This is a genomic window from Streptomyces roseifaciens, from assembly GCF_001445655.1.
Taxonomy (GTDB): domain Bacteria; phylum Actinomycetota; class Actinomycetes; order Streptomycetales; family Streptomycetaceae; genus Streptomyces; species Streptomyces aureoversilis.
On the sequence record NZ_LNBE01000003.1, the window covers coordinates 1,319,305 to 1,344,562 of the forward strand.

The 25,258-nt window shown below is 71.7% G+C and carries 21 protein-coding genes; 14 read left to right on the forward strand and 7 right to left on the reverse strand.

From position 1 onward, the window contains the following. The first annotated feature begins 11 nt into the window (after nt 1–11). The 3 genes from AS857_RS39530 to AS857_RS11565 all read left to right on the forward strand — a co-directional run bounded on the left by AS857_RS39530 (nt 12) and on the right by AS857_RS11565 (nt 4,228). Nucleotides 12–1,472: a DUF6519 domain-containing protein gene (locus tag AS857_RS39530; RefSeq protein WP_058043023.1), complete on the forward strand. Its 1,461-nt coding sequence runs from the start codon at nt 12–14 to the stop codon at nt 1,470–1,472. 125 nt (nt 1,473–1,597) lie between these two features. Continuing rightward, nucleotides 1,598–2,932 (forward strand): TolB family protein, encoded by a 1,335-nt coding sequence (locus AS857_RS11560; protein ID WP_058043024.1) that lies wholly within the window; start codon nt 1,598–1,600, stop codon nt 2,930–2,932. A 189-nt stretch (nt 2,933–3,121) separates the two neighbouring features. Continuing rightward, on the forward strand, nt 3,122–4,228 hold the full coding sequence (locus AS857_RS11565; RefSeq protein WP_058043025.1) for an alpha/beta hydrolase: 1,107 nt from the start codon (nt 3,122–3,124) through the stop codon (nt 4,226–4,228). Nucleotides 4,229–4,249: 21 nt separating this feature from the next. Here AS857_RS11565 and AS857_RS11570 read toward each other — a convergent pair whose 3' ends face one another. Beyond that, nucleotides 4,250–5,197, reverse strand: a complete 948-nt coding sequence (locus AS857_RS11570; RefSeq protein ID WP_058043026.1) for an SMP-30/gluconolactonase/LRE family protein — start codon at nt 5,195–5,197, stop codon at nt 4,250–4,252. A gap of 111 nt (nt 5,198–5,308) precedes the next feature. On the opposite strand from AS857_RS11570, the gene AS857_RS39920 reads away from it, so the two are divergent. Next, on the forward strand, nt 5,309–5,452 hold the full coding sequence (locus AS857_RS39920; RefSeq protein ID WP_160330214.1) for a hypothetical protein: 144 nt from the start codon (nt 5,309–5,311) through the stop codon (nt 5,450–5,452). Here AS857_RS39920 and AS857_RS11580 read toward each other — a convergent pair. Next, a complete protein-coding gene (locus AS857_RS11580) occupies nt 5,436–6,650 on the reverse strand; it encodes an MFS transporter (protein ID WP_058043028.1) in 1,215 nt (404 codons plus the stop codon). The genes AS857_RS39920 and AS857_RS11580 overlap by 17 nt on opposite strands. Before the next feature lie 79 nt (nt 6,651–6,729). On the opposite strand from AS857_RS11580, the gene AS857_RS11585 reads away from it, so the two are divergent. The 7 genes from AS857_RS11585 (at nt 6,730) to AS857_RS11615 (ending at nt 14,971) form a co-directional block, all read left to right on the forward strand. After that, nucleotides 6,730–7,131 carry a MerR family transcriptional regulator gene (locus tag AS857_RS11585; RefSeq protein WP_058043029.1) on the forward strand — a complete coding sequence of 134 codons (402 nt, stop codon included), beginning with the start codon at nt 6,730–6,732 and terminating at the stop codon, nt 7,129–7,131. Nucleotides 7,132–7,352: 221 nt separating this feature from the next. After that, nucleotides 7,353–8,963, forward strand: a complete 1,611-nt coding sequence (dacB, locus tag AS857_RS11590) for a D-alanyl-D-alanine carboxypeptidase/D-alanyl-D-alanine endopeptidase (RefSeq protein WP_058043030.1) — start codon at nt 7,353–7,355, stop codon at nt 8,961–8,963. 467 nt (nt 8,964–9,430) lie between these two features. Next, nucleotides 9,431–10,000 (forward strand): GTP cyclohydrolase II, encoded by a 570-nt coding sequence (locus tag AS857_RS11595; protein ID WP_245699784.1) that lies wholly within the window; start codon nt 9,431–9,433, stop codon nt 9,998–10,000. Between the two features lie 25 nt (nt 10,001–10,025). Beyond that, complete coding sequence (locus tag AS857_RS11600; protein ID WP_058043031.1) at nt 10,026–10,802, forward strand: flavin reductase family protein; 777 nt, start codon at nt 10,026–10,028, stop codon at nt 10,800–10,802. Nucleotides 10,803–10,988: 186 nt separating this feature from the next. Beyond that, entirely contained in the window at nt 10,989–12,851 is a 1,863-nt protein-coding gene (locus tag AS857_RS11605; protein ID WP_079110250.1) for an outer membrane protein assembly factor BamB family protein, read from the forward strand. Nucleotides 12,852–12,863: 12 nt separating this feature from the next. Then, nucleotides 12,864–14,132, forward strand: a complete 1,269-nt coding sequence (locus tag AS857_RS11610) for an MFS transporter (RefSeq protein ID WP_107105557.1) — start codon at nt 12,864–12,866, stop codon at nt 14,130–14,132. Nucleotides 14,133–14,371: 239 nt separating this feature from the next. Continuing rightward, nucleotides 14,372–14,971: a TetR/AcrR family transcriptional regulator gene (locus AS857_RS11615; RefSeq protein WP_058043034.1), complete on the forward strand. Its 600-nt coding sequence runs from the start codon at nt 14,372–14,374 to the stop codon at nt 14,969–14,971. A gap of 71 nt (nt 14,972–15,042) precedes the next feature. Here AS857_RS11615 and AS857_RS11620 read toward each other — a convergent pair whose 3' ends face one another. The 4 genes from AS857_RS11620 to AS857_RS11635 form a co-directional block, all read right to left on the reverse strand. Beyond that, nucleotides 15,043–16,632, reverse strand: a complete 1,590-nt coding sequence (locus AS857_RS11620) for an alpha/beta hydrolase (RefSeq protein WP_058043035.1) — start codon at nt 16,630–16,632, stop codon at nt 15,043–15,045. Then, nucleotides 16,629–17,912 carry a serine hydrolase domain-containing protein gene (locus AS857_RS11625; RefSeq protein WP_420823928.1) on the reverse strand — a complete coding sequence of 428 codons (1,284 nt, stop codon included), beginning with the start codon at nt 17,910–17,912 and terminating at the stop codon, nt 16,629–16,631. Before AS857_RS11625 ends, AS857_RS11620 begins: the two co-directional genes overlap by 4 nt. Before the next feature lie 123 nt (nt 17,913–18,035). Then, entirely contained in the window at nt 18,036–19,586 is a 1,551-nt protein-coding gene (locus AS857_RS11630) for a carboxylesterase/lipase family protein (RefSeq protein ID WP_058043036.1), read from the reverse strand. Nucleotides 19,587–20,099: 513 nt separating this feature from the next. Further along, the gene (locus AS857_RS11635; RefSeq protein WP_245699785.1) at nt 20,100–21,968 is read right to left on the reverse strand and encodes a DUF1380 domain-containing protein; all 1,869 of its coding nucleotides are present in this window, start codon (nt 21,966–21,968) and stop codon (nt 20,100–20,102) included. Nucleotides 21,969–22,134: 166 nt separating this feature from the next. On the opposite strand from AS857_RS11635, the gene AS857_RS11640 reads away from it, so the two are divergent. Next, entirely contained in the window at nt 22,135–22,629 is a 495-nt protein-coding gene (locus tag AS857_RS11640) for a macro domain-containing protein (RefSeq protein WP_058043037.1), read from the forward strand. Here the strand turns inward: AS857_RS11640 and AS857_RS11645 are convergent. Next, nucleotides 22,614–22,928, reverse strand: a complete 315-nt coding sequence (locus AS857_RS11645) for a hypothetical protein (RefSeq protein WP_144440781.1) — start codon at nt 22,926–22,928, stop codon at nt 22,614–22,616. The genes AS857_RS11640 and AS857_RS11645 overlap by 16 nt on opposite strands. Before the next feature lie 352 nt (nt 22,929–23,280). Here AS857_RS11645 and AS857_RS11650 point away from each other — a divergent pair, with 352 nt between their 5' ends. Beyond that, nucleotides 23,281–24,510: a sedoheptulose 7-phosphate cyclase gene (locus AS857_RS11650; protein WP_058043039.1), complete on the forward strand. Its 1,230-nt coding sequence runs from the start codon at nt 23,281–23,283 to the stop codon at nt 24,508–24,510. Further along, nucleotides 24,507–25,256, forward strand: a complete 750-nt coding sequence (locus AS857_RS11655) for an SDR family NAD(P)-dependent oxidoreductase (RefSeq protein WP_058043040.1) — start codon at nt 24,507–24,509, stop codon at nt 25,254–25,256. Before AS857_RS11650 ends, AS857_RS11655 begins: the two co-directional genes overlap by 4 nt. Nucleotides 25,257–25,258: the final 2 nt, after the last annotated feature.

Sequence of the window (25,258 nt, forward strand, 5' to 3'; positions counted from 1 at the left end):
CCCGAACACCCATGCAAGGCGACTTCTCCCGCGTCACGTTCGACAAGGACCGGCGGTTCTCGGCCGTCCTGGCCCAGCAGGGACGCGTCCAGCTCGATGCCGACCTCAACGAGCAGACCGCCATCCTGATGCACTACATGCGCACCCTCGTCACCGACCTGTTCGGCCGGACCGTCTACCCCGCCGGCCCCGACGGGAATCTGGCCGGGGGCTTCAAGGTCGCGTTCGAGAACGGCACCTTCTCCGTGACGAAGGGCCACATGTACGTCGACGGCATCCTGTGCGAATGCGAGAAGGGGACCGACTACCAGAGCCAGCCTGACGGTCCCCCCGACCCGGACCGGGCCGAGGAGCTCCCCCCGACGATGTTCCTGGTCTACCTGAGGGTCTGGGAACGGCTGGTCACCGCGGCCCAGGAGCCGTCCTTGCGCGAGGTCGCCCTGGGCCTGCACGGCCCCGACACGAGCGCGCGGACCCGCGTCGTCTGGCAGCTCGACTGGATGCCGGCCGACGACTCCATCTTCCGCCTCAAGCCGGGCCCCTTCCTGGAGGCCAAACTCGGCGAACGGCTCAGCCCCCGCGGCACGCTCGCCGCCAAGGTCGCCCGTCCCGAGGAAGGCACCGACCCGTGCGACCTGCCGCCGGAGTCCGGCTTCCGCGGCCCGGAGAACCAGCTCTACCGGGTGGAGATCCACCAGGGCGGCACGGAGGGCAAAGCGACGTTCAAATGGTCGAGGGAGAACGCCTCGGTGCTCCTCCCGATCAGGTCGGCCGCCGGCACCACGCTGGAGCTGGAGTCCCTCGGCCGGGACGGACGGCTGGGCGTGGAGACCGGCGACATCGTCGAGATCGTCGACGACGCCACGGTCCGCCGCGCCGCCGCGGACGAGATCGTCAAGCCGTCCACCAGCCTGTACCGCGTCGAGGAGGCCGACCACACGGCCCGGCAGGTGGTCCTGAACGCCGACCCTTCCCAGGATCGCCACCAGCCGGGCCTCGGCGCCGACCCCACGCTGCACCCCGTATTGCGCCGCTGGGACCACCGCCCGGAGCCGGCGAAGCCGAAGAAGGCCCGGGAGGGGGCCGAGGGGGCCGAGGGCCGGCAGCACGCGAGCCGGCAGACGCTCCCCGTCGAACAGGGCCGCTGGATCGACCTCGAGGACGGCGTCCAGATCCGCTTCGGCGCGGACGAGGACGAAAAGCCGCCGCAGCAGTACCGGGCCGGTGACTACTGGCTGATCCCGGCGCGAGTGGTCACCGGTGACGTGGAGTGGCCGAAGGACGACCAGGGGGAGCGGAGCCAGGAGGAGCCGCACGGGGTCGACTACCACTACGCCCCGCTGGGGTTGGTGAGGGGACCCAAAGGCGCGGACAAGCGCGACGTGAGCGACCTCCGCACGCCTCTCCGGCAACCGCCCCCGCACCCCATGGGCCCCGGCGAGCCCGATCAACCCGACGAGCCCGACCAGTAGGCCGCGGCGCCCGGACGGGCGCCCGCCCGTTTCGGCTCACATCCGGATGGCAGCCGGAGGCGGCGGCACGGCATGCTGCCTCCACCGGCACGGACTCAACCCCCGCATCCGATGGGAGCACGAGCATGGCCGTCAACGGACGCATCAATGGACGCTTCAGACGCACCCTGTTAGCCGTCACCACGCTCACCGCACTCACCACGACCACCGCCCTCCTCACCGCCGCACCACCGGCAACGGCCCACACCCATCCCCCGCGTACGGAACGGGTCAGCACGGCCGCCGACGGCACCGAGGCCGACGGCCTGTCACAGTCGCCCGCCGTCAGCGCCGACGGCCGCTACGTCGCCTTCGAATCGGGGGCGTCCAACCTCGTGCCCGGGGACACCAATGAGGCCGGCGACGTCTTCGTACGCGATCTGCGCACCGGCGTCGTGGTCCGCGCCGGTCTGGGCGACGACGGACGCCAGGCACAGGGCGGGAGCTGGTGGGCGAGGCTGAGCGCGGACGGCCGTCACGTCGCCTTCTCCTCCCGCGACGCCACTCTCGCACCGGGCGAGCGGCCCTCCACGGGCACCCACCACGCCTACGTGCGCGACCTGCGCACCGGGCGCACGGAAGCGGTCAGCATCGGCGTGGACGGCGCGCCCCGGCCCGACGCCCATCCCGCCGCCATCAGCGCCGACGGCCGCTACGCCGCCTTCATCGCATCCGTGCCCCACCACGACCCGCACCTGGGCGGCTCCGAGCTCTACCTGCGTGACCGCGAGCGCGGCACGACGGAGGTGATCAGCCAGCCGCTGGAGGAGCGCATGAACGCGCCGGCGGTGCGCTCGGTCTCCGTCAGTGCGGACGGCCGGTACGTGGCGTTCGGAGTGGACGCGCCGAGGATCTCCACGCGCAGCGACGCGTACGTGCGGGACCGCGTGACCGGCGAGCTGCGCAAGGTGGACCGGTTGCCCGGCGACCAGCGCCCGGCCAGAAAGTGGATCATGCAGCCCTCGCTGAGCGCGGACGGCCGCTATCTCGCCTACCTGAGCTACCGGGAGGGCGGGGAGCGGCCCACTCCCGTCACGCTGTGGGAGGTGTTCGTGCACGACCTGCGCACGGGGCGGACGGTCACCGCGAGCACCGCGCCCGACGGCGGCCGTCTCGACCGGACGGCGGGCGAGCCGCAGATCAGTCCCGACGGGCGCTACGTCGCCTACAGGACCGGGGCGTGTGCCACCGCGGAGCCCGGCTGCCGCTCCGCGCTGTACCTGCGCGACCTGCGGCGCGAGGGCCCCGGCGCGACGCGCCGGATCAGCGTCGCCGTGGACGGCGGCTTCCCCGACCGGTCCCCCGAGTCGCCCGCGCTCGCCCTGGGCGGGCACGTGGTGGCCTTCGCTTCGTACGCCACGAACCTCGTGCCCGGTGACACCAACGGGGTCACGGACGTCTTCGTGCGGCACATGGACTGAGCTGCCGGAGCCGGGCTGCGCCGTGCCGGGCGGGTGTGCCCGCCCGGCATGGTCATCATCATGGTCAGGTAAAAATGTCATCATTCTGTGAGAATCGGAACCCTTCGCATCACCCACCTCATCTCTCCAGGCGCCACTGAAACGACGAGGGCCCGCGCGGGCCCCCGGCACCGGAGTGAGGTCCGTTCGATGACATACAGCCCGCCGACCACCAACCGGACCCGGCGAGGAAGGCCGGCCCGCGCCAAACGCTGGGTCGTCGCCGCGGCTTCCGTCGTCACCCTCGGCCTGGTCGCCTGGCCGGTCATGTCCTACTTCGAGATCCCGCCGTTCACGGACAAGGGGGACCCGATCTCCTTCGGCAAGGGGGCGGACGGGAAGGGCGGCGGCGACCGGACGCCGGGCTCGAAGGCCCTGATGCCCCTGGGGCCGGACGCAGGTTTCAAGGTCTCCGGCACCGTCCCCGAGGACGGGTCCAAGGTCGCCGTGACGACGTACGAGGGCAAGAAGTCCGGCTTCAAGGGCAAGGTCTGGGTCTGGGCCCCCAAGGAGTACGACGACCCGAAGTACGCCAAGAGCGGCTTCCCGGTGCTGATAGCCCTGCCCGGTGGTGCGGGCTTCCCCAACAACTACTGGATGGGCTCGGACCTCAAGCTCCAGGCCTCCATATCCAAGTGGGCGAAGGAGGGCAAGAGCCTGCCCTTCATCATCGCGATGCCCGTGCTGAACCCCGAGAACCACGACAAGGACCCCAAGGACCCGAAGCTGGGCCAGTACTGGGACGGCAGTGACATCCCGGGCCAGCCGAAGATGGGCACCTGGCTCACCGAGGACGTCCCGCAGCTGATCAAGGAGAACTTCCGGACCATCAAGTCCCGCGACGGCTGGGCCTTCATGGGCTCGTCCACCGGTGCCTCCGCGGGCCTGAAGTCCGTGCTCCAGAAGCCGGACAAGTTCAAGGCCGTCATAGCCTCCGGCCCCGACATCGTCCCCGACTCGCGCCTGTGGGCCGGCCACGCGAAGGAGAAGGCGGACAACAGCTCCGACGTCCTGGCCCAGCGGCTCATCGCGAGCAAGGGCCCGGACGTCTACCTGGGTCTCCAGGTCGGCTCCAGCGAGCCGGTCAAGCCGCCGATCGACCGCTTCGTCGACAAGTACGGCAACAAGGGACCGGTCAAGACGAAGTACCACGTGATCCAGGGCGGGGAGCACAACGCCGCCAGCTACGTGCCCAACATGGAGACCGGGGGACTCATCCAGTGGATCAGCGAGCACATGCAGGGCCCCACACCCTGACGCTTCCAGTGCCGGCCTGACTCAGCGGAGAGTCACCTTCAGGATGCGGCCGGAGGCCTCCACCACGAACAGGGCGTGCTGGGCGCTGTGTTCGCCGAACCCACGGGCCACCCGGACGCTGCTGGGCATGTGCAGCCCGCTCGCCAGGACGCAGGAGCGGCCGGTGTCCGGGTCCACCCGGATGAGCCGGCCGTCGCGGAAGGACGCGACGACCAGGCTCCCGTCGACGTACGTGAGGTCGTCGAGGAACTTCATGTCCAGGAGGTTCCTGCTGAGGTGCGTGACCGTCGTACGGCGTGCCGGGTCGTTCAGCGGGATGCGGTGGACCGGGGAGGAGGTGTCGGTGATGGCGCTCGCGTACAGCTGGTCGCCGACGATCTCCAGGCCGTTGGCGCCGAAGACGTCCGCGGCCCGGGTCCACTCCTCGTCCTTCGTGCCGTCCGGGCGGACCTTGACGATTCCGGTGGCCAGCTCGCGGCTGAGGTAGAAGTTGCCCGCGGCGTCGACGGCCAGGCCGTTGATGCCCCGGATCCCGCCCACGACCTTCTCGGGCTTCGGGGTGGCGGCGGCCGGGTCGAAGCGCATGATGCCGCCGTCCGTCGCCAGCGGGTTCACACCGTAGTTGACGTACATCATGCCGTCCGGGCCGCGCCGGAGACCGCCGGGGCCGCTCACCGGGAAGCTCGTTCTGAGCGTGCCGTCGGGGGCGTATCCCTCGACCCGGTTCTTCATGATGTGGGCGACCCAGAGGGTGCCGCGGCCGTCGAACTCCAGGTTCTCCCGCCAGTCGAGGACCGGTATGCCGCCCTTGCGGAAGACTTCCACGCCCGCCTGCTGCTCGCACGACCCGAGGGCGGTCCCGGCCGGGGCCGGTGCCCCCGCGGCGGCCGCCGGCACCTGCGAGCCCCCCGCCAGGAGCGCGGAGACCAGGCCCGCCGCGAAGAACACCTTGCGTATGCGCATCGTCATCGCCTCTGCTGCCCCATCCTGTGTCGGATTTACCTGCTCAACTGTCAACTGACGGTACCTTGCTGATCGTGCGCGAGCTCCTGCTCGGGTAGCGGCGCTACACCGACCTCAGTGCAGATCAGTCGGACGTTCGATACGCGCGGGTTCCCCTGGACGGCCGAGGACACCGTCACGGTCCCGCTCAAGGACGACCCCAGTGGCGGGGCGACGACGTACATCGCGAACACGAGCCCGGCCTTCACCTCCTGCGTGTGAGAACTCCCCGAGGGTGGGACCGGTCGTCCTGCCGCCGGGCGGCAGGACGGCGCCCGGCGTTGGCACGGGGCAGGACCGCGTAGGTCAGGGCCAGGCCGGCCGCAGTCATCGAGGCTCCGGCCAGGCCGGTCCAGCGCAGTGCGCCCGCGGCGACCATCAGCCCGCCGAGGGCGGACCCGGCGGCCGCCCCGAGGTTGAAGGCGCCCGCGTTGACGGCGACGGCCAGGGTGGGCGCGGCCCCCGCGTGCCGCAGGATCAGTCCCTGCAGCGGGGCGATCGTGGCCGTGGCGAGCAGCCCGAGCCCGAGGACCGCGAGCACGGCCGTGGGCTGCCACAGGACGGCGAACGGCACGAGGGCCAGCACGCCAGTCAGGCCGCCGAACACGCCGCGTACGGTCGTGGACAGGGACTTGTCCGTCAGTTTTCCGGCCGCCAGGTTTCCCAGGACGCTGCCCGCGCCGTAGGCGAGGAGGAGTCCGGAGACGGCAGCCGGGGAGAAGTGCGCGATCCGGGCGAGGAGCGGCGTGAGGTAGGTGAAGACGGTGGTCACGCCCGAGAAGCCGACGGCAGTGGCGGCTATGGCCAGCAGCACCGGCCTGCGGGTGACCACGCGCAGCTCGTCCCGTACCCGCGTGGCGGGGGCCGGCTGCTCGGGCATTACGGCGGCGAGCAGCGCGGTCGCGGCCAGGGCGAGCACGGTCAACGCCCAGAAGGGGGCGCGCCATCCGGCGCTCTGGCCCAGCAGGGATCCCAGCGGTACGCCGAGCAGGGTGGCCACGGCGAAGCCCGAGGCGACCGTGGCGACGGCCGTTCCGGTCTTCTCCGGAGGGACCAGGCCGGTCGTGACCACCATCGCCACCGCCAGGAACGCGGCGTGGCTGAGGGACGAGAGCACGCGCCCGGTGAGCAGCACGCCGAAGGCGGGCGCCAGGGCGCAGACCGCGCTGCCCGCAGCGAACAGCAGCATCAGCCCCACGGCCAGCCGTTTGCGGGGCACCCGGGACGTCAGCATGGTCATCACCGGGCCGCCGATCACCACGCCCAGGGCGTAGGCGGTCACGGACTGCCCGGCCGTCCCTTCCGGGATCCCGAGATCCGCCCCGACCTGCGGCAGCATGCCCGCGATCAGGTATTCCGCCGTGCCGACGACGAAGACGCTCGTGCTCAGGGCGGCGAGGGGGAGGAAGATCTTGTTCATGCCGCGGACGCTAAACTCTGACATCTGTGTCAGAGTCAAGCCGCCGGGCCCGCCCCGTGCGGCAGTTACGGGGGACGGCATGAGGATCGGCGAACTGTCCCGGAGGACCGGCGTCCACGAGCGGCTGCTGCGCTACTACGAGGCCCAGGGCCTGCTCCACCCCGCCCGGCTCCCCAGCGGCTACCGGGAATACGCCGAAGGGGACGTCGCCGCCGTGCGCCGCATCCGCAGCCTGCTCGCGGCCGGTCTGAACACCGCCACCATCGCCGCGATCCTGCCCTGCCTGCGGGAGGAGGGCGAACGGCTCGTTCCCACCTGCTCCGACCTGGTCGCGGACCTCTTCAGGGAACGCGACCGGATCACGCGCGCCATCACCGACCTGCAGTCCTCCCGGGCCGCGCTCGACCACGTCATCGCCGCGGCCCCCGCCGAGGTGGCCGACCGGGCGTTCGCCACGCTGGAGATGCCCGTACATGCGTGACGGTCCGTCAGCCAGATTCGGTCGCGCTGACGGACGCGAACCCGGCACCCGGTACCCGCTGGGCTGAACGTGTTCCCCGTCCCGCCGGGGCTGGCCCGCGCGGGTGAAGGTACCGGCCGGGACGTTCGGCGGGGGTGCCCCGCGCGGTACGGCTGCCGCAATCGGCACGGACACGGGCCGTGGCGGACGGCGGGGCGACCCGGAGCGGAACAGGTGGCGCGATGACAGGCTTCACGCGGGGATGGCGGGCACGGGCGGGCATTGCGGTCGCCGTGATCACCGCGTTGACGGCGGCGTCCGCGGGCCCCGCGGCGGCGGTGCGCGAGCGCGGGCCGGGCGCCGCCATCGAGGCGGTCATGAAGAAGCCCGGGTACGAGCACGCGCGGTGGGGCCTGCTGGAGGTCGACGAGAAGGGGCGCACCGTCCGGTCGAAGAACGCCGGCGAGTTCTTCATCCCCGGCTCCGCGGCCAAGCTGTTCAGCGTCTCGGCCACCTGGCGGACCATCGGCGGCGACCACCGGTTCACCACGCCCGTGCTGGCCGTCGGGCACCGGAACCACTCGGTGCTGGACGGCCACCTCGTGCTCGTCGGCCAGGGCGACCTCAGCCTGGGCGGGCGGACGGGCCCGGGCGGCACCATGGAGTACACCGACGTCGACCACACCTACGCCAACGACGTCCCCGGCGCGACGCTGACCCCGCAGAACCCGCTGGCGGGGATCGACGAACTGGCCCGCCAGGTGCGGCACTCCGGCATCACCGAGGTCAACGGGGACGTCGTCGTCGACTCCCGGCTCTTCACCTCGTCCGCGAACCTGGACCCGGGCCCGACCCCGCTCATCGTCAACGACAACGTGATCGACCTGCTGACCACCCCGACGTCCGCCGGCCACCCCGCCAAGCTCGACTGGCGCCCGCACGTCGCGCCGTACCAGGTCGACTCGCACGTGCGCACCGTCCCGGCGGGCGGCACCACCGACATCTCCGTCACCGCCTCGCCGGACGGCACCCGCATCACCCTCACCGGGACCGTCGCCGCCGGGGCGAAGCCCGTCCTGAGGGTGTCCCCGGTGCGCAACCCCGACGCCTTCGGGCGGACCGCCCTCATCGAGGCGCTCGGCCGTGCGGGCGTCACCGTCCACGCGCACGCGACCGGCCCCAACCCGGCCGGCCTCCTGCGGCAGGAGCGGCACGCCACGGAGCGCGTCGCGGCGTACGTGTCGCCTCCTTACGCCGAGTACGCCAAGGTCATCCTCAAGGTCAGCCACAACCTCGGGGCCAACCTGGGCATCTGCCTGATGGCCGTGCACACCGGGAGCCACAGCTGCGACGACGGCTTCCGGCCGCTCGCCGAGTTCGTCCGCAAGGCCGGGGCCGACCCGCGGCAGCTGCAGCTCCTGGACGGGCGCGGCGGCAACCCCGTGGACCGCATCGTCCCGACGGCCTTCCCGCGCCTGCTGAGATTCTGGGAGCGGACCCCCGACGCGGCCCGGTTCCGCAAGGCCCTGCCGATCCTGGGCGTCGACGGCTCCCTCGCCGGCTCCTGCACCCGCGCGGCCACCTGCCCGGCCCACGGCAAGGTCTTCGCCAAACCCGGCACGGTCGCGGGCTTCGACGCCGTCAACAACCGGCTGGCCGTGGGCGGCGACACCCTGGCCGGCTACTTCGACACCGGCCACGGCCGGCACCACACCTTCTTCATCGGCGTCAACGGCGCCTCCGCACCGGACATCAAGGGCCTCCTGGCCATCATCGACGACCTCAACCACATCGCGGCCCTCCTCCAACAGCAGGCAGCCGCCCGCGAACACGGACAGCGGCGCGGGCACTGAGAGGCACTGAGGGGTAACGGGGGGCGGGGTGGCTCCGTGAACGGGCGTCGCGCTTCCGGCGAGGCATGAGAAAACGTCAGTCCCGGCCGCCGCCCGGCTCGGATGTCGATCTCCGAGACGTCCTCGGGATTCCCTCCTGCCTCAGGAGTCACAACCCCATACCGGACCAACCGGAGTAGAGCTCCCGAAAAGCGTCACTTGTTTGACTCGTGTTTGACCCGTGAACTCTGGCGCATTTGCGCGAGGTTCAGGGGAAGGGCATTGGCTAGTGTGGGCGGTGGTGCTCGGGGTGGGAGTGATTCACGTAACTGTCCCTGTGATGCGGTCGGATGGGGCAGTTGTGTCAGTCACGTATCGGGAGGGGCATGATGGCGTCAGAGCGACCGGGGCATTTCCCTGATGAACGCGGCGGAGCCACGGTTCGCCGAACGGTGGTCGTCCCGCTGGACATAGGGATCGGCCGGCCCGTGGAAGCGACCGTCACCTCGTTCGACGCTCTTTCCCACAGCGGTGAGCACGTGCTGATCAGTATGGGGACGCCGGGGGACATCCCCTTGGTCCGCGTCCATTCCGAGTGCCTGACCGGCGACGTCTTCGGCTCGTTACGCTGCGACTGCGGCCCGCAGTTGCGCGAGGCGCAGCGCAAAATACATGAACGCGGCGGAGCGCTCGTCTATCTCCGGCAGGAGGGGCGCGGCATCGGTCTCTACAACAAGATCGACACCTATGCCTTGCAGGACACCGGCATGGACACCTTCGCGGCGAACACGGCCCTCGGCTTCGCGCCCGACGCCCGCGACTATGCGGTGGCGGCGCAAATGCTCCAGGCGGTCGGAATGCACCGGATCGATCTCTTGACGAACAACGCCGACAAGTCGGAACAGCTGCGCCGGAACGGCATCGAGGTCGTCCACGAAATACCTACCGAGACGTACGCCAACCCCCACAACATCCGGTATCTCGCGGCGAAATCCACGGTCACCCGGCACGGGCTCACCCTCGATGCCGACCGGGACGTCAAGGAAGCGCTGTCGTGACCGCGGCCACCGAGGGGGTGCAGGGATGATCAGCCAGGACCTGGTCGAGCAGCTGATGCGGTACGGGACGTCGACCGTCGGCATCATCACCGCGGCCGGACGGAGCGGCGTGAACCTCATGTCCGCGGAGTGGACCTACCTCGTGGCCCGGCGGCCACCCCACTTCGCCGTCGGCTGCCAGATCAAGAACCACACCACGGGGCTCATCCTGGAGCGGCGCGAGTTCGGCCTCACGCTCTGCGACGCGTCCATGGCCTCCCTGGCGAACTTCGCCGGGACCTTCACCGGCGCCGAGATAGACAAGAGCTCGGCGTCCGGCCTGCGGCTGCGCGAGCCGGCCGTGACCGGCACGCCGACCGTCGAGGGCGGCACGCTCAGCGCCGAGTGCCGCGTCCGGTCGGTCGTGGACCTCCCCGACTACGCGCTGATCGTCGGAGAAGCCGTGTGGATGGCGGTCGATCCGGCGCGCAACGCCACCCCACTGGTCAAACACGGGGGCATGTACGAGCTCGGCGAGCGGATCCTCAGCCGGGAGGTGACCGGCTCCGCCACCGCCTTCCCCGACGGCACCGTGCGCCTGTGCGCCTCCGCGCAGGGCGTCGACGACCCCGAGCAGCCGGTGCCGTGGACCGTCACCCTGTCCCCGGGCGCCGGCGGCCCGGAGGTCCCCGTCGGCACCGTGCGCGACGGCGAGGACCTGGACGTCGTCATCGAGCTGCCACGAGCCCCCCTACCGGGCGACGCACTGATCGTCGCCCGCCCCGACTGCCGGCCCGTACGCGTCGCGCTGCCGACGACGTGACCGGTGGACCCCTGTCCGACATCGCGCTGGAGGGAGGTGAACAGTATGCGTAAGGCAGTCCGCCGCTACACCCTCTCGGTCAAGTAACCGGGAGCAGGCACCGCAGAGCGATGAAAGGCCCGGAAGCCCCCTCGTCCGGGGCTTCCGGGCCCCCTCCGCCGACGACCGCCGGGAGAGAGCACACTCATGAAGCTTACTCAGCGCGCCGCCAGGGTGGTCTGGGTCGAGGGGCACGGGCTTCTCGTCACGGACATCCGCGGCGGCCTCCACCTGCTGGACGAGGATTTCGAGCTGATCCGCTCCGGCCGCAATCCCGAGTCCGTCGCGCCGGTCTACGCGGTGACCACTTCGGGCGACTTCGTCTACACCAAGGACGCCCGCGGCACGGTGACCCAGTGGAGCCTGCATTCGCTGCTCCCGGTCAACTCGCTCGACGCGCAGCACCTGCGGGGTGACGGCGAGTACCTGGAGGGCGAGGAACCCTCCACGCTCATCAACCGCGGCATCTGCGTCTGGCAGGACAAGCTGTACGTCAACAACGGCTACATGGAGATCGCGGTCATCGACGCACGGACCTTCGACCTGATCGAGGTGCGGCCCTCCATCACCGACCACTTCCTCGAGTGGTTCTGCACCGAGCGGCCCGGCGAGCAGTGCGTCGCCGACAAGCACGGCAACCTCTACATCGGTGACCTCGCGGCCTTCGACTTCCCGGTCCACGTGCGGCTGGACGACAAGCTCAACCTGCACCGGGTCCGCTACGACCGCCGCCACGACCGGTACTGGGTGACGCAGGACGCCGGCGAGGACGACGCCCTGTACGTCGCCAACGGGGTGGTGGTCATCAGCCCGGACGGGCGGATGCTGCACAACTTCAAGTTCGCGGCCGACGACGTCGAGGCCCTGGAGTTCGACGACACCTTCTCGTTCGCCTTCTGCGCGGGTTTCGAAGGCGAGATCACCGTCTTCGACAACCGGGAGAGCGAGCCGCGCATCGTGCGGACCATCGCACCCTTCCGCCACCAGATCACCGACATGACGATCACCTCCCGCGGCCACCTGGTGGTGCTCACCCAGGACGGGCAGATGGAGCGGGTCTCCCCGGAGGGCGAGCGGCTGGCCCGCCTCGACTTCGACAGCCGGTGCGTGTGGGACATCCAGCCGGACCCGCTCACCGAGGACGGCTACCTCGTCGCGACGGACACCGGGGTGCTCGCCGTCGAGCTGACGGACGTCGAAGCTTCCCACCCGAACGTACGGGTCACCCGGCGGTGGGACCTCGGCCTGGGCTTCGTCCGCCGGGTCCGTCCCCTCGCGGACGGCACGTTCCTCGGCGTCACCCGGTCGGGAAGGCTCTTCCGCCACGGCCGGGACGGAGAGTCCCTCTGGCAGGTCCCCTTCGCCCCGCACCTGCACGACCTGAGCCCCGACGCCGACGCCGAGCGCGTGCTGGTGGCGGCCAACGAAGGCGCCTTCGAGCACGACGCGCGCACCGGAGAGCGGTTGCGCACGCTGGACGTGGCCGGGCTGGTGGCGTGGACCTGCGCCTACGGGCCGGCCGGAGAGCTGCTCTTCGCCACCCGCAACGGAGTCGTCTTCTGCTTCGAGCCGTCCGGCGAGCAACGCTGGCGGGTGGAACTCGGCGGCTACTGCAAGCGGATGCAGCTCCACGAGGACGCGGTCCTGGTGAACGGCGGCGAATTCGCCGTCAAGGCCATCGACGTGGCCACCGGCAAGGTGACGGGCCACTGGTTCGACATGCTGGAGAACACCGTCGAGAGCGCCACGGTCATCGGCGACCGGGTGTACGCCACGTCCTACGGCCTGCAGATGGCGGTGTACGAGACGCGGTCGCCCGAAGTGCTGGGCGTCGTCGAACCCTTCCAGGACTTCCCCAAGGCCCTGGCCAAGCGCACCGGCCGCGAGGGCTCGCCGCGCAACCTGCTGCTGGTGGGAGGGCGCGGCGGCTTCCTCCAGATACGGGACGTCACCGAGGAGGGGCCCCTGCTCCTGCGCACGGTCTATCTGCCCGCCGGATACGGGAAGTGAGACGGTAGTCGGGTGAGCCTGCAGACCGAGCCGAGTCCATGGCGGGATTCCCGGTTCCGGGTGTTCGCGGCGGGGAATCTGGCCAACAACCTCGGCGAGGGCATGTACGGCTTCGCCCTGCCCCTGCTGGTGCTGAGCTACACGGGCTCCCTCGCGACGATGGCCCTGCTGGTCGCGGTGTCCCCACTGGTGATCACCGTCGCGGGACCGTTCCTCGGCCACGTGGTCGACCGCTACGGCTCACGCGTCCTGGTGGTGCCCGGACTGCTGCTGCAGCTCGGTGCCTCGCTGGCCCTCAACTTCGCGCTGCTGGGCGGGCCCGCGCCCGTGTGGAGCCTGTACGTGGCGGAAGCGCTCGTGCAGATCGGGGCCGTCTCCTACCGGGCCGGCTGGCTCGCGGGGATCCCCGCCATGTTCCCGGACAGCACCGGGCGGTCCCGGGGATCGCTGACCGTGCTGTTCCAGACGAGCCTGATCCTCGGGCCGGCACTGGCCTCCCTGCTCGTCGGCCCGCTGGGCTACACCGGGCTGCTCTGGCTCAACAGCGCGACGTTCCTGGCCCCGCTCGTCGTGTGGTTCCTCGGGGTGAACCCGGTGGCCGGCCAGAAGCGGTACCAGTCGGCCCCGGTCTCCTTCGTCGCATCGCTGCGTGCCGGGCTGCGCATCTTCTCCCGCGGGGAGAAGATGGGCACGCTGCTGCTCCTGATGGTGCCCGCGAGCTTCACGTTCTCGACCGGCACCACCGCGCTCTTCGTCTTCCTGGCCCGCGACGTGCTGGACGCGTCGCCGAGCTCCATCGGCGTCGCCCTGGCCGTGGCCAACGTCGGCGGGCTCACCGGGGCCCTGATCACGGCCGAGATCCCCCGGTGGAAGATCCGCACCGTCACCGTGCTGGGCCTGGCCAGCGCCGGCGGGGGGCTGCTGCTCATCGCCTCCGGCGCGGGCCTCGTGGCGGCGACGGCGGCCCTCACCGTCTTCTTCGTCTGCGAGAACGTCATCGCGGTGGCCACGGAGATGGAGATGTTCAGCTCCGTACCGCCCGAGCTGATCGGACGGGCCACCGGGATGTGGCGGCTGGCAACGGGACTTCCGACCGCCGCGGCCCCTTCGGCGATCGCGGTCCTCGGCGGATTCCTCGGCCCTCGGGCGATCTTCGTGGTTCTCGCCGCGGTCACCGTCGTACCGCTGGCCTGGCTGCTCGGCCACCGCTCGGCGCTGCGCTACGAGAGCCCGGACTCCGGGGCCCCCGCCGAATCCGCGGTGTCCGACAACTCGGTGTGAAGCTTGGGCAAGTGCCCTTTCTGCGCCGCCTCCAGTGCTGACGGGGGCGGCGCTTCCGCGTGTCACCGGCCGTGCGGCGAGTATGGACCGGGAGGCGCGTGGTGTGGATACTTTTTCTAGAAATACGTTCTAGTTGATCTGTGTCGGCCCGGAGGGTGGATACGATCGCGGGGCAGGCCCGCCGGACGGCTTCGGCAGGCACGGGCACCACACCTGAGCGAGCGAAGGCAAGGCGGGCGATGTCTCCCAAGCAACAACGTGGCGAAGCGACCGCCGACCTGCTGCTGACCACCGCGTTGCGCGTGTACGCGGAGGCGGGCCGGCAGGGCTTCACGGTCAACGCCGTCACGGCCGCCAGCGGCGTCAGCCTGGGCAGTCTCTACCACCACTTCGGCAGCTTCGACGGACTGGCGGCCGCGCTCTACACCCGGTGCATGGAGCAACTGCTCGACGAGATCGTAGGCGCCGTGAAGCGCTCGCGCACCGCACGCACCGGCGTCCGCGCGCTCGTCCTGGCCTACCTGCGCTTCACCGAAGAGCACCGGGACGCCGCGCTGTTCATCCACGCCTCCGCCTACTCCGGCTACCTGGCGGCGCACGCCGAGGAGATCCGTGCGGCCAAGGCCGCCAAGCTGAGCGGCCTCGGCGAGTGGCTGCGGCCGCGCATGGAGGCCGGCGAGATCATCACGATGCCGCCGGCCCTGATCGAGGTCCTGGTCATGGGCCCGGTCGCGGAGGCCGCGCGCCGCTGGCTGGCCAGCACCTACGACGACATCGACCTGGCCGAGGCGGCACGCATTCTGCCCGACAGCATCTGGCGTTCCTTGCGCCCGACCTGAGGAGGACAGCCGGGGGCGCTCGCTCCGGCCGGGGGTGAGGGCGGTCGTGACCGCCCTGGTCAGCCGTTCCGTCAGCCGTTCGTCTTGAGGCACGTCCGGTCGCCCGCCGGGAGCTCGCCCGTGGCCAGGTAGGCGTTGACCTGCCGGTCCACGCAGGCGTTGCCGTACTCGAGGTAGACCCCGTGCTGGTTGGCGCCCTTGAGCGTGATGAGCTTGGAGCCGGGCAGCATGCCGTGGAGCGCGCGCCCGCCCTCGTAGTCGGTACGCGTGTCGCCGGTGGCGGCCACGATCAGCGCCGGGGCGTCGTGCTGCACCCGTGTGGGCTCCTCGCGCGGGCGGTCCCAGAAGGCGCACGGGCCGATGTTGTTCGTGAGCGGGCCGAACAGCGGGTGGGCGGCGCGGCTGCGCTCGATGTCGCGCCAGTAGGTCTCGGGGTCGCGCGGGGCGGCCCCGTCCCCGCAGAGGATGGCCGTCTGCGCGCTGCCGTACTGCGAATTCTTGTCGGTCAGCATCTCCTGCAGCGTCTTCTTGAGCTCGGGGGAGAGCGGCGCGGACTGGTTGTCCGCCGCCTTGGCCAGGGTGGACACCAGGTCGCCGAGCTCCGCTCGTGCGCTGTCGCTGTCCGACGAGAGCCCGCCGAAGAGCAGGGTCGGCACCTGGGTGTCGTCGAGCGGGAAGGAGTCGGGGGCCGTGCCGAGGGTCAGCCCGCGCGCGGACGCCTTGACGATGCGGTCGACGGTGGAGAGCACCTGGGCGCGGGTGCGGCCGAGGCCGTAGGCGTCGTGCTTCTTCGCCGCCCAGGTCGCCCAGTCGGCGAGCGCCTGCTCGTTCTCCTTCTCGACGCCCCGCAGCAGCCGCGGGTTGTAGCGGCGCGGGTCGATCGCCCCGTCGAGGACCATCCGGTCGTAGCGGCCGGGGAACAGCTGGGTGTAGACGGTGCCCAGGTAGGTGCCGTACGAGTAGCCCAGGTAGGAGATCTTGCGTTCGCCGAGCGCGCCCCTGATGACGTCCATGTCGCGGGCCGTGTTGCGGGTGTTGATGTGCGGGAGCATGGAGGCGTTCGTGGCGCGGCACTTCGCGGCCAGGTCCTTGTGCAGGGCGACCTGCCGGTCGAAGCCTTCCCGGCCGAGGCCGGCCGAGTAGATGGAGTGGCCCACGGGCCAGTGGCAGTCGAGCGGGGTGCTGCGGCCGACGGCGCGCGGATCCATGCCGATGATGTCGTAGCGCGCACCGACGTCCTTCATGGCCTTGCGCATGTCCGGCGGGTCGCCGAGGGCGGGGCCGCCGGGACCGCCGAAGTTGATCAGCAGGGGGCCCACGCGGTGGCGGGTGTCGGTGGCCTTGAGCCGGGATATCGCGACGGTGATCGTACGGCCGCGGGGGTCGGCGTAGTCGAGCGGCACGGTCACGTCCGCGCACTGTGCCCCGGCCTTGTCCAGGTCACGGCCGGTGGTGTCGTCGGGGCCCTTGATGCAGCTGCGCCAGTCGAGACGCTGCTGGTAGTAGCGGTCGAGACCGGCCTCGGGCGGTGCCGCGGAGGGCTGCGCCACGGGGGCCGTGCGCGCGGAGGCGAAGGCCGCCGGGGCCGCGGTGAGGCAGGCGGTGAGGGCGAGGCCCGCGGCCGAGGCGCGGCGCGCGGCGACGGGGCTGAGAAGGGTCACGGGGTCTCCTTGATGTGGCTCGTGGGACCTGTGGTGTTGACGGAGCTTGTGGTGTGGGCAGAGCCCGAGGGGCTGACGGAACCTGTGGTGCCGGCATAGCGCGAAGAGCTGACGGAACCCGAGGGATTGCTGCGGTCGGCGCAGAACGCGGTGTTCACGACGGCACGGAAGTCCTCCTCCGCCCGGTCGGTACCGGGCACCTGGTTGAGAACGAGGGCCACGCTCCGGCCGCCGGGCCCGACCGCGCCCAGCGCCCGGTGGCCGCCGGGCACCGTTCCGCCGTGCCCCCACCACCAGCCGCCGCACTCCAGGGGCGAGGCGATCAGGCCCAGCCCGTAGCGGGCGCCGGGCCAGAGCCGGTCGGGGTCGGCGGGCACGGTGCGCTTCATCTCGTCGAGCCACCGCGCGGGCAGCAGCTTGCCGCCGAACAGCGCACCGTAGAACCGGTTGACGTCGGAGGGCGTGGAGATCAGCGCGCCGCCCGCGCCGCCGAAGGTCACGTTCCACTCGGTACCGTCGATCCGGGGCGACGGCGTGCCGTCCGGTGCGCCGGGGCCGGTGAAGTAACTGCGCGAATGCGGGCCGCGGATGCGCGTCTCGTCGCCCGGCCAGTACGTGTCGCGCAGGCCGAGCGGTTCGAGGATCCGGCGGGTCACCTCCGCCTCCACGCCGCGTCCGGTGACCTTCTCGACGATGAGCCCGGCGATGAGGGTGTTGGTGGTCGAGTAGTGCCACTTCTTGTCCGGGCGGGGCAGCTCGAGCGCGGTGGCGATCAGTTCGCGGGGTTCGAAGTGACGGTAACGCCACTGCTCCACGGGCCTGTCCACGATGGCTTCCGAGTGGTCGGGAAGTCCGCTGGTGTGCTGGAGCAGCCGGCGCACGGTGATCCTGCGGCCGTCGTGGCCGTTGCCCCGGATCAGCCCCGGCAGGTAGCGCTCGACCGGGGCGTCCAGCCCGATCCGGCCCTCGGCGGCGAGCTGCACGACGACCGTGGCGGTGAAGGTCTTGCTGATGCTGCCGATCCGCAGCCGGTCCTGCGCGTTCATCGGCCGACCGGAGCCGAGGTCGGCCACGCCGCGGGCGACGTTCCACTTGCCGCACCGGCCGTCGTCCACTTCGACGGCCGCGCCCGGAATGCCGTGGCGGTGCGTGAGGGTGTCCAGGGAGGCGGCCACCGCGCTGCGTGCGGTGTCGCATCCGGGGGAGGGAGCGGGGCGGGGCACGGTCCCCGCCGCGGCGGCCGAGGGGGTGGCGAGGCCCGTCAGAGCGATCGCCGCCACGGCGAACGATGCAGCACGACGGCTGCGCAAGCGGCCTCGTAAGCGACTTCCTACGGTGGTGTTGCTCTCGCTGTGCCGTACGCGTGTCATACACCAAGACGCTAGTGAGGCGCCCGCCCGGGATCACTCCGGCTGGCCCCCGTATTCCGTCGGGGGTCTGCTCCACCACGGGCTTCCGGCGGGCTGGGCGAGGTCGAAGGGGGCCGGGGCACGGCCCTCCCAGATCCGGCGGGAGGCCTCTTCCGGATAGGGCACGGTCTTCGATTCGGCGTCCAGGACGCGCGTCAGCCGCTGACCAGGGAGGTAGGCGGGCCATCCTGCGTCTCCGGTGGTGACGAAGCGGACCCACGCCTGCTGGAGTTCGCGCGATACCGCGACGGCTCCGGGGGTGGACCCGTCGCCGAGGAGTCCCCTGCCGGCGGGGCTGTCCGGCGTGCCGAACGCCAAGGGGACGTCGAGGCTGTGGCAGGCGCCCAGGGCCCCGCCGAAGGCAGGGGAGGACAGTTGCAGCTCGAACAGGAAGGAGGTGCCGCCGGCCGCCGCGTTCGCCTCGGCCAGCTGCAGCGAGGGCATCCGGAACAGGGCGTCGGAGTAGACCGATTCCAGCAGCTCCTGCGCGGTGGCCCGGGGGAGGGCGGCCCGGTAGGCGTCCGCGCCGTCCGGTGCCGGGGCGAACAGGTCCAGGGCCGTACGGGCGTCCTCGTCGGTGAAGGTGCCGTGCCGCCCGCTCATGATGCTGAACAGCCGGAACTCGTCGCGGGTATGGCCTACGAGGAGCTCGGTCGCGCTCGCGCGGCCGCCGGTGAGGGCGGGCCAGGGCGTTTCGGGAAGGACTTCTCCGTCGACGACGGGGCCCATGGCGACCCCCGTCCGGGCGAGCCGTCCCCAGCGCGCGCGGAGGCCGGGCAGGCCGGCGCTGAGGGAGGTGAGTTCGTCGGCGAGGAGCCCGGGTTCGATTTCGGCGAGGGCGGCGGCGGTGGGCGCCGTGCCGAGCCGGTCCGCGAGCGCTGCAGCGACCTCTCCGGCCAGGGCGCGGGTGCAGTAGTTGCCCGGCACCGAGTGGGCGACGGCCCGAAGGAACAGGCCGCGGGCCGGCTTCATCGTCAGCAGGGCGGCGACCGACCCCGCCCCGGCGGACTGCCCGGCGACGGTGACACGGCCGGGGTCCCCGCCGAAGGACGCGATGTTCCGCTGCACCCACTGCAACGCCGCTATCTGGTCGAGGAATCCGCGGTTGGGCGGGGCGCCCTCGAGGAGGGCGAAACCCTCGGCACCGATCCGGTAGTTGATGCTCACCACGACGAGCCCCGCCCCGGTCAGCGCCGCCGGGTCGTACAGCGGGTCACTGGAAGCCCCCGCGACATAGGCACCTCCGTGGATCCACACCAGCACCGGCAGACCCGCCGCGCCCGGATCCGGAGTGCTGACGTTGAGCGTCAGCCAGTCCGTGCCTCCCCCCGGGTTCGCACGCACAGGGCCGGACTGCGGTGCCGCGGGCCCGAACTCCGCGGCCTGCCTGGTCCCTTCCCAGGGCAGGGGAGGGGCGGGCGCGGCGAACCGGAGCGCTCCCACCGGCGGCCGGGCGTAGGGGACGCCGCGGAACACTGCGTGTCCCTGCCGCCAACGGCCCTCCAGCAGACCATCGGTGGTGCGCACGCTGGGCTGTTCGGGCATGTCGCTTCCTTCCTCCGCGAGGGCCTCCCGGCGTTATCGGCCAAAGGCTGTACACGGGAAACGAGTAGGGCGGGACAGGCCGGCACGGCCTTGGGTCCGGTCAGGCTCCGGTGGGCTCCGGTGGGCTCCTGAGCCTGTAGGGCCTGCGCCACCGCCTTCTGCATTCCGCCGGTCGTCCGGGGAGCCGACGGCGCCAAGCGGCCGACCACGCGCCTCAGCCGTTCCACGTCGGCGAGCCGGTGCACGTCGCCCGCGGCGACGGTCTGCCCCAGCGGATCACATGCTCCGCAAACCGGGCCTGAAGGGGCGGTCGCCGGACCCGTGGTTACGGATTCGGCCGCGGGTGTGGGTGCTGTGCACGTGCGTCTCCTCTCCGGCCGGGGCCACCGGGCGCGGTTCCCGGACTGCATGCTCGCTCGGAGCCGCGCCGCACGTCTACGGGCCCGATCCGGCCTGTGAACCCGGCCTGCGACCCCGGTGCGACCCCGGCCTGCGACCCCGGCCGGGCGGCCGTCAGGGCCACGGGTAGCCGAGCGCCTCGGCGGACTCGCGGCTGCCGCCCCTGACCTCCGCGTAGCCCTTCGGGTCCTCCGTCGAGAGACGGTGCAGCGCCGCGGCGGCCTGCTCCTCCGGCGGTGTGCCGTCGTCCTGGAGGTCCCAGATGAACTGCAGGTAATGGCCGTCCTTGTCCTGGCGCCCGGCGGCGGTCCCCGGCCGGAACGTGAAGGACACGGCGATCGTGTCGGGCTCGCCGAAGTCGGTGCCGGCCCAGTCCAGGCGGGCGTCCCACCGGGCGAGGATGCCGGGCCGGTCACGTAGTCCTGCAGCAATGAGCCGCGCGGCGTTCCGGGCCGGCCAGGCCCAGGAGCGGTCGGTCTCCGCACGCGCGATCTCGGCGTCGTAGGCGGCGGCGTCGAAGCGGTACTCGGGGAGCTCGGGTGCGGGCTGCCGGGTCGGCAGGGTGTGCGGGCGGCGCCAGTCGCGCCACACCACCTGGTCCCCGTCGCGGCAGATGGTGACGTGGAGCGCGCCGCAGCAGCCCTCGGTGCAGTACGCCTCGGCGAGCTGCACTTCCCGGGGTTCGGCCGCGGCCCGTAGGCGGCCGGTGTCGAGCAGGTACTCGGGGGAGTGGGCGGGGCCCCGGCCGAAGGCCTCGGGCACCAGGGGGCGGCCGTCGATCAGGAGCCGCGTCTCGACGGATTCCGGGACCGCCGGGTCGCGTACGACGACTTCGACGCGGAGCCGGCCCGGAGCCGCCGGGCGGGTGAAGGGCTGCCGTGCGGCGCGGCGCATCCAGTGGAGCCGGCGGCGCTCGCCGGGGTCGGTGGGTTCGCCGGCCGGTACGGCGGTCCAGGCAGGTGAAGTCAGTACGGACTCCAGAGTCTCCAGGAGCGCTTCGCGCTGTCCGGTCCGCCAGTCGAGGAGAACGCTCGGCCCGCTGTGCAGATCGAGGGCGACGGAGAGCAGGATCGCGTAGTGGTCGAGGCCGGGAGGCAGCCGGGAGGCGCGGGTGACGAAGGCCTCGTACGCGGCGACGGCCCGGTCGTAGGCGAGGACCTCGTACTGGTAGTCGTCCGCCCGCGCCATCCTGACCAGGAGGCGTCCTGCCTGGGCCAGGGTGGGGGCGTCGACGGGATCGTCGCCGATGATGTCGTCGAGCATGACGGCCTCCGCGATTCTGCGGGCGGTTTCGGACCCCACGGCACGGGGGTCGAGGGGGACGGTCAGCAGCCCGTCGCGGGCCGCCCGGTCGTCGCGGGCGAGCAGGGCGTCGACCAGGTGGCGCAGCTCCCGGCCCTCGGTGTAACGGCTCAGCCACACGAGGGCGCCGGTCGGGCAGTCGATGGCGGTGAGGGCCGCGACGACCGGGCGGGTGAACGTCCGGAAAAGGCCGAGGACCGTGAGGCAGGGGATGTCCTCCGGCTCGCCGAGGCGCGCCAGGAGGCCGAGACCGACGCTCACGGCCGGTGCGCTCGTGCCCGTACGGACCAGGCGGCGGCCGAGGGCGCGGGCTGCCGCTTCGTCCTTCAGGGGCAGCTCGGCGAGGGCGTCCCGGAGGGGGGAGACCCGTGTGCCGAGTGCGCGGAGGCGACGGTGCACTTCGTCGGCGGCCCGGAGGGTGTCGGGGTCGCTCAGCAGCGGGGCGATGGCGTCCGTTGCGGCGGCTCGGGCTTCAGCCCAGCCGAGGTTGCCGGGCTGCGGGGTCGCAGCCGGTGCTGCCGAGGGCGAAGCCGGGGCCGTATCCGGGGCCGTATCCGGGTCCGGCAGGCGGTAGCCGCGCCGGGGAGGGCGGTCGTCGGGCTCTGCGTCCCGCAGGCGCAGGGCGTAGGCGTACAGGGAGGTCCGAGGGGTGAGCGCGGCGCGCTCTTCCTGCGGGCTCACCAGGCGGGGTGGGACTCGATTCCGTAGGTCATGCGGAGGATCCTGCCAGGCCCGCAGGGCCTCCTGCCAGGGATTTTCCCGGGACCGGTGACGGCCTCGTGCGCTTCGGCTCTGCGCGACGCGCCGCCGCGGCCGATTGTCAGTCCCCGGTCATAAGGTGCGCGACATGGCTTCAGAGATCGTCTACGAGCACGGGGACGCGACGGCCCCCAGGGGCTCCGGCCCGCGCATCATCGCTCACGTCTGCAATGACTCCGGCGGGTGGGGGAAGGGCTTCGTCCTGGCCCTCTCCCGGCGGTGGAGCGCTCCCGAGGCCGCCTTCCGCCGGTGGTACAGGGACCGGCAGCGCAACGACTTCGGCCTCGGGGCCGTGCAGTACGTCGAGGTCGAGCCGGGTCTGTGGGTGGCCAACATGGTGGGTCAGCACGGCATATGTACCGCCGCGGAGCGCGCGGCCGGCGTCGGCGTCCCGGTGCGCTACGAAGCGATCGACACCGCCCTGGCCTCCCTGGGGGACAAAGCCCTCGCCCTCGGGGCCTCGGTGCACATGCCCCGGATCGGCTGCGGCCTGGCCGGTGGCCGGTGGGACACCGTGGAGCCGCTCGTCACGCGCAGGCTGACCGGCCGCGGGGTGCCGGTCACCGTCTACGACCCGGCCTGACCGTCCGCATCCCCGGGCTCCCCGGGCTCCCCGGCGCCCTCCGCATCGCCGCACAGGACGTTGGCCGTGCGCACGGTCTGCCAGCAGGGGGAGCAGAGATCCAGCCAACGCGGCCCGTGCGTGTCGGAGTTGACGACAGCGGCGCACCGGGCGGGCTGCCCGCAGCCGAGGCACAGGTGCCGTCCCTCGCGCACGCGGAGGTGGAGGTCCGACTCGTCCGGGTCGGCGGGCGCGCTCGCGAGCAGCGTGGGCTCGGCGGCGATGAGGTGGAGCAGCCCTGTGGCGGTCGCGGCGTTCACCCGGCGACCGTACGGCACGCACACTTCGGGACGCCATCCTTCACATAGTGAACACAAGCCCTCCAGGGCGGCGGTGCGGCGCGTTCGCCGACTTTGACAGGTTCACGCAGGTAAGGGGAATCGGCACCCTCGCCCGCCCCTTCGCGAGTGATTGATCTCTTGAACCTTTCGCACTCCGGAACCCTTGCTTCACCTTGAGCGACGGTAGTAGCTTCGTATTGAAATGATCTTGAACGCCGCTCGGTAGCGGCCGATACGCACGTGCGCCCGCGGCTGCGACCGCAACCGCCGGCCGCCCGCCGCCGGTGCCGCCGATCCCGCCGAGCCGAGCTCCGAAAGAGAGATTCGCTGCATGGTTTTCGCTTCCCGCAGTCAGACCTGGCAGGTACGGAGTCAGCAGACGATCGCCTACGAGATCGTCGAGACGCGGGGGCTCCTGGACCCGCGCAACGACGGCCTCTTAGCGGTCCCGGGCGGCGGCCGCGCGGCCGGCACCCGCCTGGTGGTCCTCGACCACAGCATCGACGCCCTGTACGGCACCCGCATCCGCGACTACTTCGCGCACCACGGCGCCGAGGTCGAGTACCTGACGATCCAGGGCGCGGAGGAGAACAAGAACATCGAGCAGGTGATGCAGGTCGCCGACAAGCTCAACGAGGTCGGCACGCACCGCCTGAGCAGCCCGCCCCTGGTCATCGGCGGCGGCGTGGTGGCCGACGTCGTGGGTCTGGCGGCGAGCCTGTACCGGCGCGGCATACCGTACGTCCGCGTCCCCACCACCCTCCTGGCCCAGGTCGACGTGAGCGTCGCGGCCAAGACCGGTATCAACTACGGCGGTTACCGCAACCGCCTGGGCAGCTACAGCCCGCCTCCCCGCACGCTCATCGACCGCGAGTTCCTCGCCACGGTCCCCGAGCGGGAGCTGAGGAACGGCATGGGCGAGATCTTCAAGATGGCCCTCATCAAGGACCGCCGCCTCTTCGAGCTCCTGGAGACGTACGGCGCAGCGCTGATCAGCGCGCGCTTCCAGGACCCGGCCGCCGGTGACGACGGCGTGGAGGGCGTGGCCGGCGAGATCGCCGACGAGGTGATCGGGCGCGCGATCGCGGGCATGGCCGAGGAACTGGAGCCCAACCTCTGGGAGAAGAACCTCGAGCGGTCGGTCGACTACGGGCACTCCTTCTCGCCCCTGGTGGAGATGCGCGCCATCCCCGAACTCCTCCACGGTGAAGCCGTGGCCATGGACTGTGTGTTCTCCGCGGTGATCGCCGCGAACCGCGAGCTGATCCCCGCCGCGGACCTCCAGCGCGTCGTCGCCGCCGCGCGCCGCCTCGGCCTGGCCCCCTCCCACCCCCTCTTCTGCGACACGGACCTGGTCCTCGAAGCCCTGGAGGACACCGTCCGTCACCGCGACGGCCGGCAGAACCTCCCCATGCTGACCGGCATCGGCCAGGTCCGTTTCCTCAACGACGTGACCGAGGTGGAGATCAAGCAGGCCTGCGAGGCCATGGCGGACCTGCTGGACGCAGTTCCTGCCTCCTCTACCTCCCCTGCCTCCCCCGCCGCCGAGGGCCGCCGGTGAGCGGCGACCGGGTCGTCCTCGTCACAGGAGCCAGCGCCGGCATCGGCCGCGAATCCGCCGCGGCGTTCGCGGAAGCGGGTATGACCGTGGTCCTCGCCGCCCGCAACGAAGAGCGCGGCCACCGGGCCGCCGAAGAGATCCGCGCCGGGGGAGGCGACGCGCAGTTCTTCCGCTGCGACATCACCGAACCCGACGACGTACGCGCGCTGTTCGCCCGCATCACCGCCACCTACGGGCGCCTTGACCACGCGTTCAACAACGCCGGCGTGCCCGGCGACGGCCGCCTCGTCGACGTGTCGGAGGAGGACTTCGACCGCGCGTTCTCCGTCAACACCCGGGGACTGTGGCTCTGCCTGCGCGAAGAACTGCGGCTGATGGCGGAGCAGGGTCACGGAAGCATCGTGAACAACACCTCGGTCCACGGGCTGCGGACCGTGTTCCCCGGCATCGGGGCGTACGTGGCGTCCAAGCATGCCGCCGTGGCCCTGACGCGCGTCGCGGCGCTGGAACACGCCCGCGACGGCGTACGGGTCAACGCGCTGGCGCCGGGCCCCATCGAGACCGAGATGCTCGCCGCGTCCGAGGCGGCCGTGGGCGGGGCGACCACCTGGCGGGGCCTGATCCCGTCGGGCGAGATCGGCACCCCGCGGCAGGTCGCCGACGTGGCGATGTGGCTGTTCTCGCCGGCGTCCTCCTACGTCAACGGTCAGACCATCGGCGTCGACGGCGGCTTCCTGGCGGTCTGAGC

Coding starts and splice junctions, on each gene's coding strand:
- AS857_RS39530 (WP_058043023.1), top strand. CDS start 12: ATGCAAGGCGACTTCTCCCGCGTCACGTTCGACAAGGACCGGCGGTTC.
- AS857_RS11560 (WP_058043024.1), top strand. CDS start 1,598: ATGGCCGTCAACGGACGCATCAATGGACGCTTCAGACGCACCCTGTTA.
- AS857_RS11565 (WP_058043025.1), top strand. CDS start 3,122: ATGACATACAGCCCGCCGACCACCAACCGGACCCGGCGAGGAAGGCCG.
- AS857_RS11570 (WP_058043026.1), bottom strand. CDS start 5,197: ATGACGATGCGCATACGCAAGGTGTTCTTCGCGGCGGGCCTGGTCTCC.
- AS857_RS11580 (WP_058043028.1), bottom strand. CDS start 6,650: ATGAACAAGATCTTCCTCCCCCTCGCCGCCCTGAGCACGAGCGTCTTC.
- AS857_RS11585 (WP_058043029.1), top strand. CDS start 6,730: ATGAGGATCGGCGAACTGTCCCGGAGGACCGGCGTCCACGAGCGGCTG.
- dacB (WP_058043030.1), top strand. CDS start 7,353: ATGACAGGCTTCACGCGGGGATGGCGGGCACGGGCGGGCATTGCGGTC.
- AS857_RS11600 (WP_058043031.1), top strand. CDS start 10,026: ATGATCAGCCAGGACCTGGTCGAGCAGCTGATGCGGTACGGGACGTCG.
- AS857_RS11605 (WP_079110250.1), top strand. CDS start 10,989: ATGAAGCTTACTCAGCGCGCCGCCAGGGTGGTCTGGGTCGAGGGGCAC.
- AS857_RS11615 (WP_058043034.1), top strand. CDS start 14,372: ATGTCTCCCAAGCAACAACGTGGCGAAGCGACCGCCGACCTGCTGCTG.
- AS857_RS11630 (WP_058043036.1), bottom strand. CDS start 19,586: ATGCCCGAACAGCCCAGCGTGCGCACCACCGATGGTCTGCTGGAGGGC.
- AS857_RS11640 (WP_058043037.1), top strand. CDS start 22,135: ATGGCTTCAGAGATCGTCTACGAGCACGGGGACGCGACGGCCCCCAGG.
- AS857_RS11650 (WP_058043039.1), top strand. CDS start 23,281: ATGGTTTTCGCTTCCCGCAGTCAGACCTGGCAGGTACGGAGTCAGCAG.